At 32.0% G+C, this 19,020-nt stretch carries 16 protein-coding genes; 11 read left to right on the forward strand and 5 right to left on the reverse strand.

Annotated features, from left to right (window positions below):
* Positions 1–130: 130 nt before the first annotated feature.
* Positions 131–1,582 carry an aminoacyl-histidine dipeptidase gene (locus AC1DCD_RS07040; protein ID WP_464640969.1) on the reverse strand — a complete coding sequence of 484 codons (1,452 nt, stop codon included), beginning with the start codon at positions 1,580–1,582 and terminating at the stop codon, positions 131–133.
* A 76-nt stretch (positions 1,583–1,658) separates the two neighbouring features.
* On the opposite strand from AC1DCD_RS07040, the gene AC1DCD_RS07045 reads away from it, so the two are divergent.
* The 3 genes from AC1DCD_RS07045 (at position 1,659) to AC1DCD_RS07055 (ending at position 4,403) form a co-directional block, all read left to right on the forward strand.
* Positions 1,659–1,853, forward strand: coding sequence for a hypothetical protein (locus AC1DCD_RS07045; protein ID WP_464640971.1), 195 nt, complete (start codon positions 1,659–1,661; stop codon positions 1,851–1,853).
* Between the two features lie 43 nt (positions 1,854–1,896).
* Entirely contained in the window at positions 1,897–2,499 is a 603-nt protein-coding gene (locus tag AC1DCD_RS07050) for an OmpH/Skp family outer membrane protein (RefSeq protein WP_036856376.1), read from the forward strand.
* A 434-nt stretch (positions 2,500–2,933) separates the two neighbouring features.
* Positions 2,934–4,403, forward strand: coding sequence for a PepSY-associated TM helix domain-containing protein (locus AC1DCD_RS07055; protein WP_464640973.1), 1,470 nt, complete (start codon positions 2,934–2,936; stop codon positions 4,401–4,403).
* A gap of 117 nt (positions 4,404–4,520) precedes the next feature.
* On the opposite strand, the gene AC1DCD_RS07060 is transcribed toward AC1DCD_RS07055, so the two are convergent.
* Positions 4,521–6,044, reverse strand: coding sequence for a DUF4301 family protein (locus AC1DCD_RS07060; RefSeq protein WP_464640975.1), 1,524 nt, complete (start codon positions 6,042–6,044; stop codon positions 4,521–4,523).
* A 242-nt stretch (positions 6,045–6,286) separates the two neighbouring features.
* On the opposite strand from AC1DCD_RS07060, the gene AC1DCD_RS07065 reads away from it, so the two are divergent.
* Positions 6,287–7,090: an MBL fold metallo-hydrolase gene (locus AC1DCD_RS07065; protein WP_464640977.1), complete on the forward strand. Its 804-nt coding sequence runs from the start codon at positions 6,287–6,289 to the stop codon at positions 7,088–7,090.
* A gap of 161 nt (positions 7,091–7,251) precedes the next feature.
* Here AC1DCD_RS07065 and AC1DCD_RS07070 read toward each other — a convergent pair whose 3' ends face one another.
* A complete protein-coding gene (locus AC1DCD_RS07070; protein WP_008450945.1) occupies positions 7,252–8,103 on the reverse strand; it encodes a patatin-like phospholipase family protein in 852 nt (283 codons plus the stop codon).
* 219 nt (positions 8,104–8,322) lie between these two features.
* On the opposite strand from AC1DCD_RS07070, the gene AC1DCD_RS07075 reads away from it, so the two are divergent.
* The 5 genes from AC1DCD_RS07075 (at position 8,323) to AC1DCD_RS07095 (ending at position 15,296) form a co-directional block, all read left to right on the forward strand.
* A complete protein-coding gene (locus AC1DCD_RS07075; RefSeq protein WP_008450954.1) occupies positions 8,323–10,596 on the forward strand; it encodes a GH92 family glycosyl hydrolase in 2,274 nt (757 codons plus the stop codon).
* Between the two features lie 89 nt (positions 10,597–10,685).
* Positions 10,686–11,420, forward strand: coding sequence for a nucleoside-specific channel-forming Tsx family protein (locus AC1DCD_RS07080; protein ID WP_008450936.1), 735 nt, complete (start codon positions 10,686–10,688; stop codon positions 11,418–11,420).
* Positions 11,421–11,699: 279 nt separating this feature from the next.
* Positions 11,700–12,980, forward strand: coding sequence for a radical SAM/SPASM domain-containing protein (locus tag AC1DCD_RS07085; protein ID WP_008450961.1), 1,281 nt, complete (start codon positions 11,700–11,702; stop codon positions 12,978–12,980).
* Positions 12,981–15,098 carry a TonB-dependent receptor plug domain-containing protein gene (locus AC1DCD_RS07090; RefSeq protein ID WP_008450926.1) on the forward strand — a complete coding sequence of 706 codons (2,118 nt, stop codon included), beginning with the start codon at positions 12,981–12,983 and terminating at the stop codon, positions 15,096–15,098. It begins immediately after the preceding gene.
* A 39-nt stretch (positions 15,099–15,137) separates the two neighbouring features.
* On the forward strand, positions 15,138–15,296 hold the full coding sequence (locus AC1DCD_RS07095) for a hypothetical protein (protein WP_157794598.1): 159 nt from the start codon (positions 15,138–15,140) through the stop codon (positions 15,294–15,296).
* A 530-nt stretch (positions 15,297–15,826) separates the two neighbouring features.
* Here the strand turns inward: AC1DCD_RS07095 and AC1DCD_RS07100 are convergent.
* A complete protein-coding gene (locus tag AC1DCD_RS07100; protein WP_008450934.1) occupies positions 15,827–16,186 on the reverse strand; it encodes a DUF2023 family protein in 360 nt (119 codons plus the stop codon).
* Between the two features lie 27 nt (positions 16,187–16,213).
* Positions 16,214–16,702 (reverse strand): flavodoxin FldA, encoded by a 489-nt coding sequence (gene fldA / locus AC1DCD_RS07105; RefSeq protein ID WP_308532912.1) that lies wholly within the window; start codon positions 16,700–16,702, stop codon positions 16,214–16,216.
* A 361-nt stretch (positions 16,703–17,063) separates the two neighbouring features.
* Between fldA and AC1DCD_RS07110 the strand changes: the two genes are divergently transcribed.
* Together AC1DCD_RS07110 and aroC are read left to right on the forward strand one after the other, a co-directional pair.
* Entirely contained in the window at positions 17,064–17,672 is a 609-nt protein-coding gene (locus AC1DCD_RS07110) for an FKBP-type peptidyl-prolyl cis-trans isomerase (RefSeq protein ID WP_008451349.1), read from the forward strand.
* Between the two features lie 19 nt (positions 17,673–17,691).
* The gene (gene aroC, locus AC1DCD_RS07115; protein WP_464640982.1) at positions 17,692–18,774 is read left to right on the forward strand and encodes a chorismate synthase; all 1,083 of its coding nucleotides are present in this window, start codon (positions 17,692–17,694) and stop codon (positions 18,772–18,774) included.
* Positions 18,775–19,020: the final 246 nt, after the last annotated feature.

A 19,020-nucleotide genomic window follows, 5' to 3' on the forward strand; every position in this document is an offset into this window, starting at 1 on the left:
GCCAAAATATCAAAAGAAAAAGCCCATTTAGTATATAGCCTATAATAAGGTGTAATGCTAAATGAGCTTATTTAGTTAGATTTTTTATTAAATATAATTATAATGCTATGAATAACAGATAGAAAAATAATTATTTAATATTTTGTAACACAGCGAGCAAGTGATCCCAAACCATTTGAACCGTAGGAATAAGTAAACGCTCTTCTGGTGTATGAACATATCGTAATGTAGGGCCGAAACTAACCATGTCTAAATCTGGATATTTTTCAGAGAATAATCCACATTCTAAACCAGCATGGATACCCTTTACTACAGGTTTTTTCCCAAATAGCTTCTCATATTGTTCAACAGCAACCTTTGTAAGTTTAGAATTAGGATTCATTTTCCAAGCAGGGTAACCATCGTTCTGAATTATATCAGCACCTGCCAGCTCAAAACAAGCTTTTATGCTGTTAGCCATATTTGTAAGATTACTCATAACGCTAGAACGTTGTGAGGAAACAATGACAACTTGTCCTTCTTCAGATTGGATAGAAGCTATATTACTAGACGTTTCTACTAAATCTTTTAGATCTTCATCTTGGCATGTTGTTAAAGGACCATTATCAACAGCTTGCAAAGAAAGGATTATACCACGAGAGATGTCTTTTGGCATAACTTTTTGTTCAGTGGTACTTGTTAAAGTCCATTTCATGGTAGTATCTGTTACGTGAAATTCATCTTCTACAGCTGCTGTGAAAATATTCCATTCTGCTTTCACTTCATCTTTTTTATCTGCAGGAACAGCAAAAATTATCTTACCATCTCGCGGAATAGCATTATGCATCTTGCCAGAGTTCCATTGTGCTAAGCGGAGATCCATCTTCTCTTGTAAAAGATATAAGAAACGAGAGAATATTTTTATAGCATTAGCACGCTTTTTATTAATATCATCTCCAGAATGTCCACCTGTTAAACCCTTTAAAGTAGCTTCAAAAAAGAAGTATCCAGAAGGAGCTTTTTCACGAGTAAATTTAAAAATTGCTTGTGTGTTAATTCCACCAGCACAACTTACAAACATTTCCCCTTCATCTTCAGAATCAAGATTAATTAAGTAATCGCCAGACATAAAACCAGCTTGTAACCCAAAGGCACCAGTTAGTCCTGTTTCTTCATCTACGGTAAATAAACACTCTATAGGACCATGTTTAATATCGTTAGAATCGAGTAAAGCTAATTCCATGGCACAACCTATACCGTCGTCTGCCCCGAGAGTAGTGCCCTTTGCTTTTAGCCAATCTCCATCTATATAAGTTTGGATAGGATCTGTTTCAAAATTGAAATCAACATCAACAAGCTTATCACAAACCATATCCATATGGCTTTGAAGTATTACAGTAGGAGCTGTTTCCATACCAGCAGTAGCTGGCTTACATATTAGAACATTACCTGTTTCATCTTCTTTAAAAGGTAGATTATGTTCTTTCGCAAAATTCTTAAGATAAGTTCTTATTTTTTCCTCATGTTTAGATGGTCGAGGAATTTGATTGATCTTAGCAAACTGTTCGAATACGTTTGCTGGTTTTAATTCTTGATTTGTCATTTTTATTAGTCTTTATTTTGTAATGTTACTGATTTGTATTAACTTTGTCGCTAAATATATTGCAAAGATAGCCAAAATGTTAATAACATTATTATATACTCTGTTAATTATTGCTATATCAATGGTATTATTGAGTATTCGGGTGTTGATTAAAAAGATAGATTCTTTTAAATCGCAACATATTCATGACAACGAATACCTTCAAAAAAAAGGAATACATTGTGTGTTAGATCAAGATAAAGAGGCGCGTCATACTAATAGAGCATTTTAAAATTTATAGAATATTATTATTGAAAATCAAATAAGAAATAACAATGAAAAAAGGTTTTAGAAATATTGCTTTTTGCTCATTTGCAGCATTAGCATTTACAGCTTGTAATAACCAACCAAAGTTGAATGATACTGCATCTGATAATACTTCTACAAAAACAACATCAGTAACATCATCTACACAAAAATTTGCTTATGTAGAAATAGATTCTATTATGAGTCAGTATAATTATTGGAAAGATGTAAAAAAGATGATTAAGGCCAAAGAAGCTAATATACAAAGAACATTAGCTAATAAGCAAAAAGCATTGCAAGCAGCAGCTGCCAATTTCCAACAAAATCTGCAGGCTAATAAGTATACTCAAGCGCAAGCACAACAGATACAAGCTTCTATTCAGAAGCAAGCTCAAGATGCTGAAGCCTTACAGCAACGTTTGGGAGCAGAGTATCAAAGCGAAGTTGCTAAATATAATAAAGCTTTATCTGATAGTGTACATAACTATTTAAGAGTATTCAATAAAAACAGAAAATATTCTATTGTTTTTGCAAAGAGTGGAGATAATCTTCTTTATGTTGATCCTGCTTATAATATAACTAATGATATAATAAAAGGATTAAATCAAGAATATAAAGGATTGAGTAAATAAGGTGGAAATAAGGCATTATGCTTTTATCTAAAAATATTTAAAGATTAAGTTTCGAGGATATAATAATAAAAATATTTAGGTTTATTGTAAAGGCTGTCATTAAGTAGATAGAATAAATACTTTGTTAAAGTAAGCCTATAATTTTATTTTTGTTGTGGCTATAAAATCATTTAAAGGTTATTTGTGAGAGTGCTGCAATTGAATTATTCTTTCTTTTAAGATATAAGATTTAGCGTTTCTTCTTATTATATTAATAAAGAAGGGGTACTATAGCTGATGATGAAGTTTTTTTTATTATAGAAACTTATTATGCCTTTCCTATGAATATGTATTATGTTTATAATATTCTAAAGATTAAGTTTCCGATGTTATAATGTCTTTTGTGTTACTTAATAAATGTTTACTCTTATTCTTATACTTATTAAATAAATAGTATGAAGAAATCAATTTGGCGAAAATGGCATAAATGGTTAGGTCTAATATTAGGCTTTTTCCTTATTATGTTTTGTCTTTCGGGTATATTTCTTAACCATTCTTCGTTAATAAAAAATTATAGTATAAGTAGAGCATATCTTCCCATAGAATATCAATATAAAAAATGGAACAATGGACTACTACGCGGTACTAAAAAGTGGGGCAAAAATATTATAGTTTACGGATATAGTGGATTGTGGCTTACTGATAGTTATGGTAAAAAGTATTATGATTTTAATAAAGGATTACCAGTAAATACTGATTATAGGAGTATTCGTGGAATAGTAGAAACTCCTTCACGTCAGCTTTTTATGGTTAGTCAGTACGACCTTTATACGTTAACAAAAGATACAGTATGGCAAAAGATTAATCTTCCAGGAGGAGGAAAGGAGCGTCTTAGTGATATAACAGTAAAAGGTGATAGCCTTATAATTGTGGGAAGGTCATGCATTTATTTATCAATAAAGCCTTATAATATTTATAGTAAGATAATGCTTGCTAAACCTACTAATTATGATGGTAAGGCTTCATTATTTGTTACCGTTAGGCGTTTACATACGGGTGGCTTGTTTGGATTTGTAGGTAAGATTATTGTTGATTTTATAGGTATAGTCTTGATATTTTTAACTATTTCAGGAATAGTTTATTGGTTTATAATAAGGCGACATAGTCATAATAGTAGAAATTCAGGGAAAAAATGGTTGCGATGGCATAATTATATTGGACGTATATCTATAGTATTTACCCTTTTTGTAAGTATAACAGGTTGGTTTCTTCATCCGCCTGCAGTTATAGCGATAGCTTCAGGACGGGTTCCTATAATACCATATTCATCAATGGATACTAATAATCCTTGGAAAGGTAAGTTGCGTATATTGCGATATGATAGATTATCAGGTGATTGGCTTTTGCATACCACAGAAGGCTTTTATACGATGACAAGTTTTAATGTAGCTCCAAAACCTCTTTCGTTTCAGCCACCTATTAGTGTTATGGGTATTAATGTTATGGAGCAAAAAAAAGATGGTACATGGTTAATAGGTTCTTTTAGTGGTATGTATGAATGGAATCGTAAGAAGCATACTCTTATTGATTATTTTACTCATCAGCCAGCAAAACCTGTAAAAGGAAAACCTTTTGGTGCTCATGCAGTATCAGGTTATAGCAGTGATTTTGCATGTGGCGATGTAGTAGTCGATTATAAAAAAGGTTGTAACAACCTTGTGCAACCACAGTGGATGTCAGTCTTGCCAATGTCTTTGCGTAGCATTTGTTTAGAAGTGCATACTGGACGTATTTATACCTTTTTAGGTTTAGGCACTATTTTATATATATTTATTGTGGGGCTTGGTTGTATTTGGTGTCTATGGAGTGGTTGGAAAATACGAGAAAATATGAGTAAAAGATGTAAGAAAAAACCTATAAAATAATAATATATATTTATTATCGTTAATGTTTAAGCTACTGTCTATAAAATAAATTTATGGACAGTAGCTGTGTTGTTTTTTAAGAGATGTATATTTTATAGATGATTATATAATAATTTGTTATATATTTTGATGCTCTTTTCGTAATAAATCGTTAACAGTTTTAACAGGATTAAAAGTGGAAGCAGGTACTTCTACAAAAATAGTATTCCAGTGGCTCATAGCCCCATTCCAAAGACCTGGTAGCTCTAAAGCTTTTAGAGGGCGTCCATTTTTCGACTTATTACTTATAAATCCTGTTGTTTCATCGATGTATTTTTTTAAGTTGAATCTATTATTGTGAAAATCTTTTATTCCACATACTAAATCAACAGGGTTGAAATGAGTGCCATTTTTAAAGAGCTCCATATCTTTTTTATTGTTTTTATTAATCTGTGAGCTTTCTAAAATCTGTAAACTAATATCATTAGTATCTGAAATGGTAATAAAAGGACCTCCTCCAGGTTCTCCGCTGTTACGCACCATTCCACAAACTCGTATGGGTCGATTTAGCTTATCTTTTATATATGCTACTAAAGTGTCATTGTCAATATTAGAGATGTTTATATTTTTGCAATATAATTTATTCTGTAGAAAAAGAAGCATTTCTTTAATATCTGTAGAAGAATAATCCCCAGTTTCTATAGAATGTAAATATTTAAATATTTGTTTTTGTAATTTTACTAATAATCCTGCTATTGTTTTTTTCCAAATAACAGTGTCTTTTTTTATGTTATCAGGGGAAATGTTATCTATAGTTTTTATAAATAAGATGTCAGTATCAATATCATTAAGATTTTCTATTAAGGCTCCATGCCCACCTGGACGAAACAAGAGTGAGCCATCATCATTACGAAAAGGAGTATTATCAGTGTTTACTGCTATAGTGTCTGTGCTTGATTTTTGTTCAGAGAAGCTGATATGAAAGGATATTCCAAACTTCTTTTCTAATGAAGCTGCTTTCTCTGCTACTGTTTTTTTAAATAGTGGAAGATGTTCATGTGATACAGTAAAGTGAAGTTCTGCTTTATTATTTGTAGAAGCATAGAGTGCGGCTTCTATTAAATGTTCTTCCATTGCAGTACGAGCACAGTCTTCATAATTATGAAATAATAATAGTGCTTTAGGCAACTGACCATAATTCATGCCTTTAGGTAGAAGTAAATTTCTCACTATAGTTTTGTAATTGCCTTGTTGTAATAAATTTTCTATAGTCAAAGAGTTGTTAGTCAGGCATGTTTTATTTAACTCATTATAAAATGCAAAGTTTTTTAGATGTTTGAAAAAATTCTTTTCGAAGCTGGATGTTGGTGTATCATAAGTAGCATTAATGAAAGAAAATAAGTCTTTAAACATTCTACTGGCCGCACCAGAAGCAGGGACGAATTTTACAATTTTAGCACCCTTTTGAAGATATTCTTCCCATAACGAGATAAGATGTTTTTGCTGTGTTTCATTTATTACTGTGATACCATGCCCAATGGTGGCTGCCCCTTTCAATTTTATATAAGGGAATCCAGATTTAAAACAATTTAGTTGCTTTTCTAAGGTAGCTTCGCTAATGCCTTTTTGGACTAAGAGCTTTTTGTCTTCTATTGTTAACATATTGAATTGTTTTGGTTTTTAATTAATAGCAAATATACTCATTTTATATTATATATAGTACATCTTAGGCACAAAAATAATTATGAAAGTTGAATTTACGCATGCCCCTTCCAGTTTAGTATATTTGGTATTGTGTAAATATTTTATTAAATTTGCATATTATAAGATTGGCAGATTTTATCTTTATAATGTTTTGAATAGAGAAAGATAATGTTATGTCTGCTTTAAAGAAAGAAATATCAATGCTAAATTTTATATCTTTTGGGAGTGGTAGTAGTGGTAACTGTTATCTACTTTATTCAGAGACAGATTGTTTAATGATAGATTGTGGGGTAGGAATACGTCTTTTAAAAAAGTATTTTCAAAATTATAATCTTCCAATAAGAATGATAAAGCATATTATTCTTACCCATGATCATGCAGATCATGTAAAAGCCGTAGGCTCTATTAGTAAAGATTTAAATATACCTGTTTATGCTACTGGGTTAGTTCACCAAGGAATTCGTAAAAATTTGGCTGTACATAGAAAGATAGATTCTAAACTTGTTGTAGAGATAGAAAAACAGAAAAGAATAGACATAGGTGAGTTTTCTGTAACACCATTTAGTGTTCCTCATGATAGTACAGATTGTGTAGGATATTGTATTGAACATGAAGGTGTAAGCTTTGTGTTAGTAACAGATTGTGGGCAAGTAACAGAAGAGATTTTGAAATATATAAGCAAGGCTAATTATTTAGTGTTAGAGTCTAATCATGAGCCTGAAAAGCTTATAGCCGGGTCTTATCCTGCTCACTTAAAAAAACGTATTTTAGGAGCTACTGGTCATTTAAGTAATGAAGATTGTGGTAAGGCTCTTGTTGAGGGAGCAACTTCAAAGCTTAAGCATGTATGGCTTTGTCATTTAAGTGATGAGAATAATCACCCAGAGTTAGCTCGTAAGACAATCGAGAATATCTTGCGCACCAATGGTATAATACCAAATGTAGATTTTGTTTTAGATATATTAAAACGCAAAACGCCAAGCGAAATTCAACCTCTCGTTTGATGCATTGGGCTTTTATTTAAATTAGTAAAAGTATTAAAATTCCTATTATAAAGACTATTTATAATTTCTCTTTACTTTGTTGAAAATATTAAAGTAAAATAAAAATAACAAATAGAGTATATAGAGAGCTGGTATTATGAGAATTTAGTTCTTTAATAAAGTTATTTTAAATCATAAAATATTTTCAACTTATCTAAGTTTTCTTTTGCAATTTGTCTCCCTATGTCATATGTTTGTTGCATTATCTTTGGATTATGACAAAGATGATTTATAGGTAGTTTAGTCTTAGGGCGAATAACAAATGTGTTTCCTTTTTTTTCTTCTTCTTCTAAGAAATCTAATTGTTTGTTATACATTATGTGTCGTTCTTGCATAGCACGAATTGTGCGAGGATATCGGCGTAACCATATTTTAAGTATCGGCATGAGCTTATTAGGGAGCTTTCTATAACCTTGTGGCTGTGTTGTAACTACAATATTACGGTCATATCCCTGTGTTTGAAAGAATGCTAAAGGTATGGAGTCGGCTATTCCTCCATCAAGAAATTTTTTTCCATTGATATTTACAACTTTAGCAAATAACGGCATAGAAGCCGATGCACGTATATACTCTAAGGCTGTGTCATTTATAGTATCTATGCGTTGGTAATGAGCTTTTCCAGTACCTACATTAGTACATACAACCCAAAATTCTTGTGTATTTTTATTAAAAGTTTCTATGTCAAATTTATCTAAAATGAAAGGAACATAATGATAGGCATAATCTCCCCCGAAGTAGTCGCCAGTAAATAGTAGGGAGCGATAAGAAGCATAACGCCAATTGTGTGCTAATTTCTTATTATAACGAATAACGCGACCAGGCTGCATAGAAGTAACATTACAACCAAAAGCGGCTCCTGCTGATACTCCTATAACCCCATCAGGTTTTATAGCATTCTCTAAAAGAACGTCTATAACACCTGCAGAAAATAATCCACGTAGTGCACCACCTTCTAAAACTAATCCTCTTTTCATATTTAGTTTGTTCTTTTATCTTAAAAAACTTGATATATTTTTCTTAATATCAATAGTCTTTATATTATGCAAAAATACATATAATTGTCTTATTATGGCTAAATTAAATAAAAAATATTGTGTTTTTACTATAAAAAAATAGTACCTTTGCAGCGTAAAAAAATAAAGTATGAGTAGGTGTAAATACTTGTTTTTGTTATACTTATATACAGCCTAAAGATGAAAAAAATAGTTTTTGTAACAACTTTTATATTAACGATTATTATAAATGTTTATGGGCAAACTCCTGTAGATTATGTGAACACTTTAATGGGGAGTGCTTCTAAGACTTCGCTTTCTACAGGTAATACTTATCCGGCTATAGCACGTCCATGGGGAATGAATTTTTGGACACCGCAAACAGGTAGAATGGGGAATGGCTGGATTTATACTTATGATGCTGATAAGATAAGAGGTTTTAAGCAAACTCACCAACCAAGCCCATGGATTAATGACTATGGTCAGTTTGCTGTAATGCCTGTTGTCGATATAAAACATTTTGACGAGGAGCATAGGGCAAGTTGGTTTTCTCATAAAGCGGAGGTAGCTACACCTTATTATTATAAGGTGTATCTTGCCGATTATGATGTAACGACAGAAATAGCACCTACATCGCGTGCTGCAGCTTTTCGTATAAGTTATCCTAAGAGTAATAAAGCTTATTTCGTAGTAGATGCTTTTGATAAAGGCTCGTATGTTAAAATATTACCTGAGCGGCGTATGATATTAGGGTATTCTACTAAGAATAGTGGAGGAGTGCCCACTAACTTTAAAAATTATTTTGTTTTACAGTTTGATCGTCCGTTTGAATATATATCAGTGCAACATGATAGTATGTTAGTGGAAGGAAAGCTTGAGTTAGCAGCAGATCATGCTATGGCTATTGTAGGTTTTAAGTTAGATAGTAGAGACAAAGTAAATGTAAAAGTAGCATCCTCGTTTATAAGCTATTCTCAAGCTATACAAAATCTTAATGAAATAAAATCGAAGAGTTTTGATGAAGTGAAAAAAGAAGGTAAGGTAGAATGGAATGATGTGTTAGGGCGTATATCTATAAAGGATAAGAATACAGATCATTTGCGCACATTTTACACTTGCTTGTATCGATCAACGTTATTTCCTCGTTCTTTATATGAGATAGATAAGAATGGCAACCCCATTCATTATAGTCCTTATAATGGGAAGGTGTTAACAGGGTATATGTTTACAGATACGGGTTTTTGGGATACTTTTCGTTCACTTTTCCCTTTGCTTAATCTTGTTTATCCATCTATGAGTGTTAAAATGCAGAAAGGCTTAGTTAATGCTTATAAAGAGAGTGGATTTTTGCCAGAGTGGGCTAGTCCGGGGCATCGTGATTGTATGGTAGGTAATAATTCTGCTTCTATAGTGGCTGACGCCTATCTAAAAGGTCTGCGCGGTTATGATATAGAAACTCTTTGGAAGGCTGTTGTGCATGGAGCTAATGCTGAGCATCCTACTATAACATCATCGGGAAGGAAGGGCTTTGCGTATTATAATAAATTTGGTTATGTACCTTATGATGTAGGAATTAAAGAAAGCGTTGCTCGTACTTTGGAGTATTCTTATGATGATTGGTGTATTTACCAGTTGGGGTTAGCTCTTGGTAAGTCTGGAAAGGAGTTGGCTGCTTTTAAGAAGCATTCAATGAATTATCAGAATGTATTTGACAGAGGAACTAACTTAATGCGTGGAAGAAATGAAGATGGAACCTTTCAGAAACCTTTTAACCCTTTTAAGTGGGGTGATGCTTTTACAGAAGGTAATAGCTGGCATTATACATGGAGTGTTTTTCATGATCCTGCTGGTTTAGCTAAATTAATGGGGGGAGAGAGGAATATGGCTCAAATGTTAGACAGTGTGTTCATATTGCCTCCTATTTTTGATGATAGCTATTATGGTTTTACAATACATGAGATTCGTGAAATGCAAATTATGAATATGGGTAATTATGCTCATGGTAATCAGCCTATTCAGCATATGATATATTTATACGACTATGTAGGTCAGCCTTGGAAAACGCAATATTGGGTAAAAGAAGTGATGGATCGTCTTTATTTACCTACTCCTGCTGGTTATTGTGGAGACGAAGATAATGGTCAGACTTCGGCATGGTATGTGTTTTCTGCGCTTGGTTTTTATCCTGTTTGTCCGGGTAGTAATGAGTATGCTTTAGGTATACCTTATTTTGATAAGATAAGAATAAAGTTAGAAAATGGTAAAATAATATCTATTAAAGCTAATAACCTTAATAGTAGTAATAGATATATTAAAAGATTATCTGTAAATGGGGTGCCTTATACTAAGAATTACCTTAACCATAAATGTTTGGTGAAAGGAGCTACGCTTATTTTTGATATGACTCAACAGCCTAATAAGAAGCGTGGTATCTTAACATCAGATGCGCCTTATAGTTTCTCAAGAATGAAATAAGAGATAGCCATAGTTCTTTATATTAGTATAAAGATTATTATAATATTATTTTTTTTTATTTTAATAACAAATGTAATTATAACACTTAGATGAAAAAGTTATTTTCTCTTGTAATTGCTTTAATGGCAATGACAGCAAGTTCGCAAGCTCAAAATGTTCAGTTACACTATGATCTTGGTCATAGTTTATGTGGTGATTTATCTTCTAGACAGAGCGTAACAACTACTGTAGAAATGTTTAAGCCCGATAATTTAGGGTCTACATTTTTATTTACCGATATTTATTATAAGGAAGATGGCGTAACAGGATCTTATTGGGAGATAGCTCGTGAGTTTGATATTACAAAGAATAAGCAGTGGGCTGCTCATATAGAGTATAATGGTGGAGTAGCTACCTTAAAAGAAGAAAAGGCTTATTCTGGTATTCGTTTTCAACATTCTGTTTTGTTAGGTGGTGCTTGGAACTGGCATTCAAAAGATTTTTCAAAAGTTTTTAGTGCACAGCTTATGTATAAATATAATTTTACTAACCACCATACAAGAGAACGTCCTTTTAGTGGATTTCAGTTAACTGAGGTTTGGAGTACTACCTTTGCACATGGATTATGTACTTTTGATGGCTTTTGTGATCTTTGGTATGATCCTAAAGTAAATGGTAAATTAGTATTAGTTAGTCAGCCACAGTTTTGGTTTAATTTAAATAGAATAAAAGGTTGGAGTAATATTAATTTGTCTGTAGGTACTGAATGGGAAATAAGTAATAACTTTATTCAAAATAATAAGTTTTATGCTATTCCTACTATTGCTACAAAATGGACTTTTTAAGGTATAAAATATAATTATTATGAGACCTCTGCAAAACTCTTAGTTTAGAAATTTGTTTATATCATTATTTTTTGTCATATAACCCAAATTTTTCCTATAAACAATGGTTTTGCAGAGGTTTCATATAGTTAATACTACTGCAAATATACTGACAACACTAATAAAATAAAAATAAAAAAAAGAAAACTTTGTATTAAACAATAATGTTTGTATATTTGCAAACGATATATTATCTACAACACATAAAAATGTTAGGTTATAAAAAAAGATGTAAGAAGTATGAAAGAAAGTAATTATAATATAGTCTTTAAAACGAATAGCGAGCAGTCTGTTCTTTTTAATTCTTTAACTAAGAAATACATCTTAATATCTACAAAATATTTAAATAATTATCTCAGCCTTATAAAAGAACCAAACAAATATTGTAATATAACAGAGTTACAGCCCTTATTAAACAAGTGCAAGGATTGTGGTCTTATTATAGAAGATAAAATGGATGAGCTTAGATTAATTCAAGATTTTTTCTATGCCCAAGTAAACGCTCCTTCTTATTCCTTGTTAATAATGACTACTTATGCATGCAACTTCCGATGTTGGTATTGTATCCAACGCCATCAAGATGTTACTCTTAACAGTATAGTAGAAAAAAGAATTAAAAAACATATTGAAAAATATCTATCTGAAAACAAAATTAAGAATTTTGAACTTTCTTGGTTTGGTGGGGAGCCTTTGTTAAATTTTGAATCAATAGATTCAATATCTATGTTTGCTAAGTCTTTTTGCAAACAGCATGGGATTTCCTTTTCTTGTGGTATTACCACAAATGGTTCTCTTCTTTCAGAATACATAATTGACAGAATGGTAGATTTGGGCTTTAAAGACTATCAAATAACTTTGGATGGAGATAAGCGAAACCACAACAAGACAAAATACAACGACAAGATTGATAACTCTTTTGATTTGATATTAGAAAATATAAAGATGTTAGTGGAAAAACACCCAAAAGCTGAGGTTACCTTGCGTATTAATTATACTCACAAAAATTTTACAGAGGAGTTACCAGATCATATAGATAAAGTACTCCATTCTGTAAGGAATAAAGTGGCAATTCTCTTCCGTCAGGTTTGGCAGGAAAGAGATGACGATACATTAATAAGTAAAGTCACTCCTATAATGCTTAGGTTAAAAGAAATGGGCTATGGGGGAATTGATGATTTTGGTAATTTTTCAATGTTATCTTGTTATGTAGAAAAAAAGCACTATTTATCTGTATTTCCTGATGGATCGATAGATAATTGTAATAATAAACCTTTGCAGAAAGCAAGAGGAAATCTTAATGATAAAGGAGAAATAATATGGAAAGAGGATCCAAAAGAACGTGTAAATAATATTTTTACGATAAAATCTGATTGCATATTATGCAAGTACCTTCCTATTTGCATGGGACCTTGCCCTGCCTCCCGTGAAGGAAGTATAACAAATATAAAATGCCAATTTAAGAATCCTGAGGAGTATTTTAAGAATGAAATAAAACAATATGTAATTTCAACATCAAAATAAATGCGTAGAACCATAGTTATAGTCGTCATAATGCTATTTTATACTATTACTAATATTTTTGGACAAATAGCTAATAATAATACAGGAAATAGTGATAGTATTGTTGACACAATATCCCTTGATGAAGTTTTAATACTTCAAAAGTTAGTTAAACATTCCATACAAAAGGATGTCTATACGGTTTCATCACGAATACGGGAACGTTCGTATGACGTATTAGATGTACTAAAGAATTTACCTGGTGTAAACATAGACAATTTTAGTCAACAAATCACTGTAAAGATGGATAATAGAGTAATCGTATTAGTGGATGGAATGGAACGTCCCAAAGAATATATACGGTCGCTAACATCCGATCAGATAGCAAAAATCGAGATATTGAATGTTCTTCCACAAAAATATAGTATAGCTGGGATGAGGTATGGTATAAATATTATCACTAAGAATATTATGGGATATAATGTGAATCTACAAAATCTCATGATGTTTTCGCCTGGTAATAATGGGAGTAATGATGTAGCAAACATACAACCTCACGCAAACTATATATTCGTTGGAAAAAAAATAAAGTTTAATATGGGATATGGCTATGCAGATATTCATTGGAATTATCCAATTTATTACGAAAGAAGTATCATTGGAGATGTTGATAAAATCTCTCAAAACGCATCACCACAATTTCCTAATGAATATAGTAGCCAAAGGACAAATAATGTGAATATCGGATTTGACTATTCTTTAAACAAGAATAATCTAATTTATTCACGTTCAAGTTTCTTGCATGTTGATGAAGGACTGTTTGACAAAGTTTTATTTTACAACGCTCCTTTGACAAACTCATCGTTGTTAGAGTGTGAATACTATGGCAATGCAAATAAGTATAACGATTTCAAACAAACATTAGGATATAATAGTAGGTTTAATGAAAATTTCAACTTTTCTGTAGATTTGAATTACAATTGTAGACGTGCTATAAAAGATGTCTATAAAGATCAAAAATATAGTGCATTGAACGAATATATAAATAATAAAGAATTTTTGCAAGGAAATGCTAATGTTGATTATCTACTCAATAACTGGATAACTCTCAATGGTGGATATACCTTTATGTGGAATAAGTATTCGTCTTCTCTATCAAATGGAGTCCTCTCATGCAATATCTTTAGGCGTCATGATATTTTTTCATATATTGATGTAAACCTAAAAGAGATTCTATCGATTCACACAGGTTTAAAATTTGAATGCTTTGCTAATCAAAGTCTATCCCAAAATATTCATTATACTGAATTCCTACCCACTGTTCAAGTTTCGTATATTCCGAAGGAAAATATTCAGATAGTAGGAATTTTCGATATGAGGATGACTTATCCAATACAAAACCAATTATCGGAGATAAAATATCAGATCGGAGATAAAATCTGGTCAAGAGGTGTGTCCACATTAAAACCAATAAAGGTTTCCACATATTCTTTACAATTAACTCTCTGGGATAATTTTATGTTTGGTGTAGGATATGAATATAACAAAAATTTCATATCTGATGTGTATATACAAGAATCAACAGGGGTAAGTAGAACTATGGTGAATGAAAACTTGCACAAATGGTCATTTATGGCTATGTACGACTGGCAAATATCAAACAGCCTGTCTTTTGAAAATAGTGTCAATGTAGAACTGTCCAATCTTCATTCTGACTTTGGGTCTCAAAAATATACCAATGTTATCTTAGATAGTCAATTAAATTGGTTTGTCAAAAAGATAAATTTTACGGCATCACTTGGGTACTCTAAAGGGTTAGTTCGCAATCCATTGTCGCAGGGATATAACGAAATTGGGCAGGATTTATGGGAAGTTTCCTTGCAGAAGAGTTTCTTTAAAAAGCGCCTAAACGTATCCTTGAATTACTATCCACCCATCAGATTTCTTATACATGATGTGCAGCGGACTATTATTGATACTCCTTTTTACAAGGAAATGCAAAGCTTAAATTTACACACATACGATAACTTGCTTATGTTGCGAGTTATTTTTAATCTTCACCGGGGTGCAAAAGGTAAAATTAGAAATATTGGAGAGAAGTTTATTAATGAAGATAAAAGAAAAAGAGGCTTATTATAGTCCTCAATTATTTATATTATTAATTTAAAAATAAAAGTTATGTTTAAACCAGAATTTCTTACAGAAACTGAACAGCTTAAAGTAATGGGAGGAACTCATACAGATTTCCATGAAGAAAGTGAGCTTACAATATGGATTGGTTGTGGAAAGTATAAATGGAAAAACTGTCGTAAGTATTGTACTACATCTATGGAGTAAATGTGCTAAGAGGGAATACCAAAGATATTCCCTCTCTTACAAACAAACCTTTAGCTAGTCTTATTTCAATATTTATGGCGTGTTTATGACTATATTTCATGTTTGACACAATACAATTTTATACAATGTTGAATTTGCTGACGAATGAAATGTCATCATTATTATCGATGTGAGCCTCTGCAAAACCTTCATTTATAGAAAAAATTGGGCTTATATGACAAAAAATTCCATTTGGTTGTGTTTAGAAGTATATTGCAATGTATATAGTCCTCCCTTAAAAACTATATTTCAGCATAAAGTTTTACAGGACAGCAATATTTTCGATAGTATGCCCATGATTTCTTTGGCTTTAACTTTATATATTTTCCATTTTGATAAAATATTTCTTTATATCTATAGGCTAAAAGTAAAAAAAGGCTGACTTCACAGCCAGCCTATTTCCAATACAAAAACATTATGAAATAATTTATTATTTCGCGAACAAGATTTTCTTTACTAAATCATTAAAAATGAAGGCTAAATATATTATTTTATGTGGTATGTTGGCAAGCGTGACATTTGCGTTTACAGAATCGTTCGCATTGTACGCGTATATCATAGCCTAACACAGCACCTAAAATAAAGTCTTCCTCTGGAGTAAGTTTGTTAAGAGGTTTCGTTACTATAAGCCGAATAGCATCTAAACATTCTTGTTTACCAAAGAATAAGTTTATATTATTATTGCCAACGCTTTGTATGATATATGGTATATTATGCTTTTCTAAGCGTGTAACAGCAAACATCTCATACTTTTTATTAAAAGTATAAAGTACCATTTGTCTAACTCCTTTCTGATACTCATAGATATGGTTCATCAGCACTTTTATGTCTGCTGCTACAACGTTTTTCATAAGCAGTCTTGTTTGTCTATACTATATTTATAGATATGGTTTAATACTTTCTATCCATGCATCGATACGACTTTCAGTCTTATCATCTTCATTGACATCATCAAGTGCTAAGCCTACAAAGTTCCCATTAATTACAGCTTCGCTGTCATCGTATGTATAGTCACTTGCTGGAACACCAGGAAGGATATTAGCACCTTCTACTGCATCATATAGTTCTTTCATTCCGCCACAGAACGTATCACAATATGATTCTGAATCACCACAACCAAATAAAGCTACTGTTTTTCCAGATAAGTCAGCATTTTTTAGTATCTTTACACCATCATACCAGTCGTCTTGAAGTTCGCCTGCACCCCAAGTAGATGTACCTAAGATAAGATTATCATTAGCAGCAATAGTATCTTCGGTCATTTTAGCAACTTCGATAACCTCTGCACCTAACTTCTCACCAATGGTGTTTGCTATTGCTTCACAAACACCTGTAGATGATCCATATACTACAATTGTCTTTTTCATTGTTTTATATTCTTTATTTTAATATTTTACATTTGCAAAAGTATATACTTTTTAGATAAGCCGCAATACCTAAAAATTATGGTTTTTAAGTAAGCTATTAGCTGTGTTGCTCAATAATTTTAGGTATCATGCTTAGTAAAGAAATGGTTTATATTAATGTTTTTATATATGTATAATGTTGAAACAAAAGTATTTATAGGGTTATTTGTGTTATTGTTTATAGTAAAAGCATTAAAGTCTACATCATCTTGTAAAGTTTCATATTTATATATTACCTTTGCACTAAGAGAAAAGTAAAGGAGGTCAATTCCTTTTATTAAAATCGTATTACACATTATTATAATATATAATATAGAGAATTATGGAAAATAACGTTCACCGTCTTATAGCAGCTTCTTATGAATTGTATGCAGTAGAAAATGGTAAGGAAACTTTTATAGAGAAAACTGAAGAAAACAAGCCGATGACTTTTTATACTGGTTGTGAGATGGTTATAAAGGCTTTTGAAAAAGAGATAGTAAAGTATGGTGATGATACCGATTTTGAGTTGTTTTTAAGTAAGGAGCAGGCTTATGGGGAATATGATATTAAAAGTTTAATGGCTTTTGATAAATCTATGTTTGAATACGAGGGGCAGATAGATGAGCAAAAAGTGTTTGTAGGTGCTGTTATTCCTTTAGAAAACGAAAATGGTCAACGCTTTTTAGGTAAGATAACAAGTATTACCGAAGATAAGGTTACTGTAGATTTAAATCATCCTTTAGCAGGAAAAGATTTAAAATTTAAAGGTCATATATTGGTTAATCGTGAAGCAACGCAGGAGGAAGTAAACAATTTCTTTGCACAGATGAGTAACCATTCGTGTGGTAAAGGCTGTGGAGGCTGTTGCGGCAAAGAAGAAGGCGGTAGTTGTGGTTGCGGAAGTAATGATGGTAACTGTGGCTGTGGCTGTGGTTGTAATTGTAACTAATAGGTAAAAAGGTGTAAGTATGAGGAATACATTTGGTAATCTTTATACCTTAACAACTTTTGGTGAAAGTCATGGGGCAGCTGTAGGTGGTATTGTCGATGGTATGCCATCAGGAATATTTATAGATGTTGATTATATTCAGAGAGAGGTAGACCGACGTTGCCCAGGGCAAAGCATAATAACAACAGAGCGTAAAGAGGCCGACCAAGTAGAGTTTCTTAGTGGTATTTTTGAAGGTAAATCGACAGGTGCCCCTATATGTTTTGTTGTTCGTAATACTAATCAGCAGTCAAAAGACTATGATAATATTAGCCAGTTATTTCGCCCATCACATGCCGATTATACTTATTATAAGAAATATGGCAATTATGATTATCGTGGTGGCGGTCGTGCTTCGGCTCGTATTACTGTGGCACGTGTTGTAGCAGGAGCATTAGCAAAGATAGTTTTAAAAACCTATAAGATAGATATTACGGCATATACTTCACAAGTAGGTAATATTGCTATTGGTAAAGATTATAGTCAGTTAGATTTTGCTGAGATAGAGAGAAATCCTGTGCGATGTCCAGACCCGATGAAAGCTAAAGATATGGAGCATCTTATAAGGAACGTAAAAAAGGTAGGCGATACTATAGGCGGTGTAATATCTTGTGTTATAAAAGGCTGCCCAGTTGGCTTAGGAGAACCTGAGTTTGGTAAGTTGCAGGCATTATTAGGTAGTGCTATGTTAACTATTAATGCAGTTAAAGGTTTTGAATATGGAGAAGGCTTTGAAGGAAGCTCATGGCGAGGTAGTCAGCAAAACGATGTGTTTATAATGTCTAATAATAAGGTGAGTACCATTACTAATCATAGCGGAGGTATACAGGGAGGAATAAGTAATGGTCAAGATATCTTTTTCAGAGTAGCCTTCAAGCCTGTTTCTACTATCCTTATGGAGCAGCAAACTATTAATAAACAGGGTGAGGTTGTTAAGGTAAAGGTAAAAGGTAGGCACGATTCCTGCGTAGTTCCACGAGCAGTACCTATTGTCGAAGCTATGGCTGCAATGGTTATATTAGATGCTATTCTTTACCAACAAGCAAACGTGCATAAGATTTAATGATAGTTATCCTAAAAAAATGAGGATAAAAACATGAAAAAGTATTTGAATATTCAGATACTTTTTTTTTAATTTTGTGAAATGATCAATCCTAATTAGTTTAATATATACTAGGGTTCTTTTATAAGTGATTCGGAAATAAAAATATTCTGAAGATATAGAGATCTATATAGTCCACCCTTAAAAGCCTAATATTCATCTGATTCATAGTATATTATGCTATAAATTATTTGCAAATATCTGCAA

Source organism: Prevotella sp. C0209C1 (genome assembly GCF_056583855.1).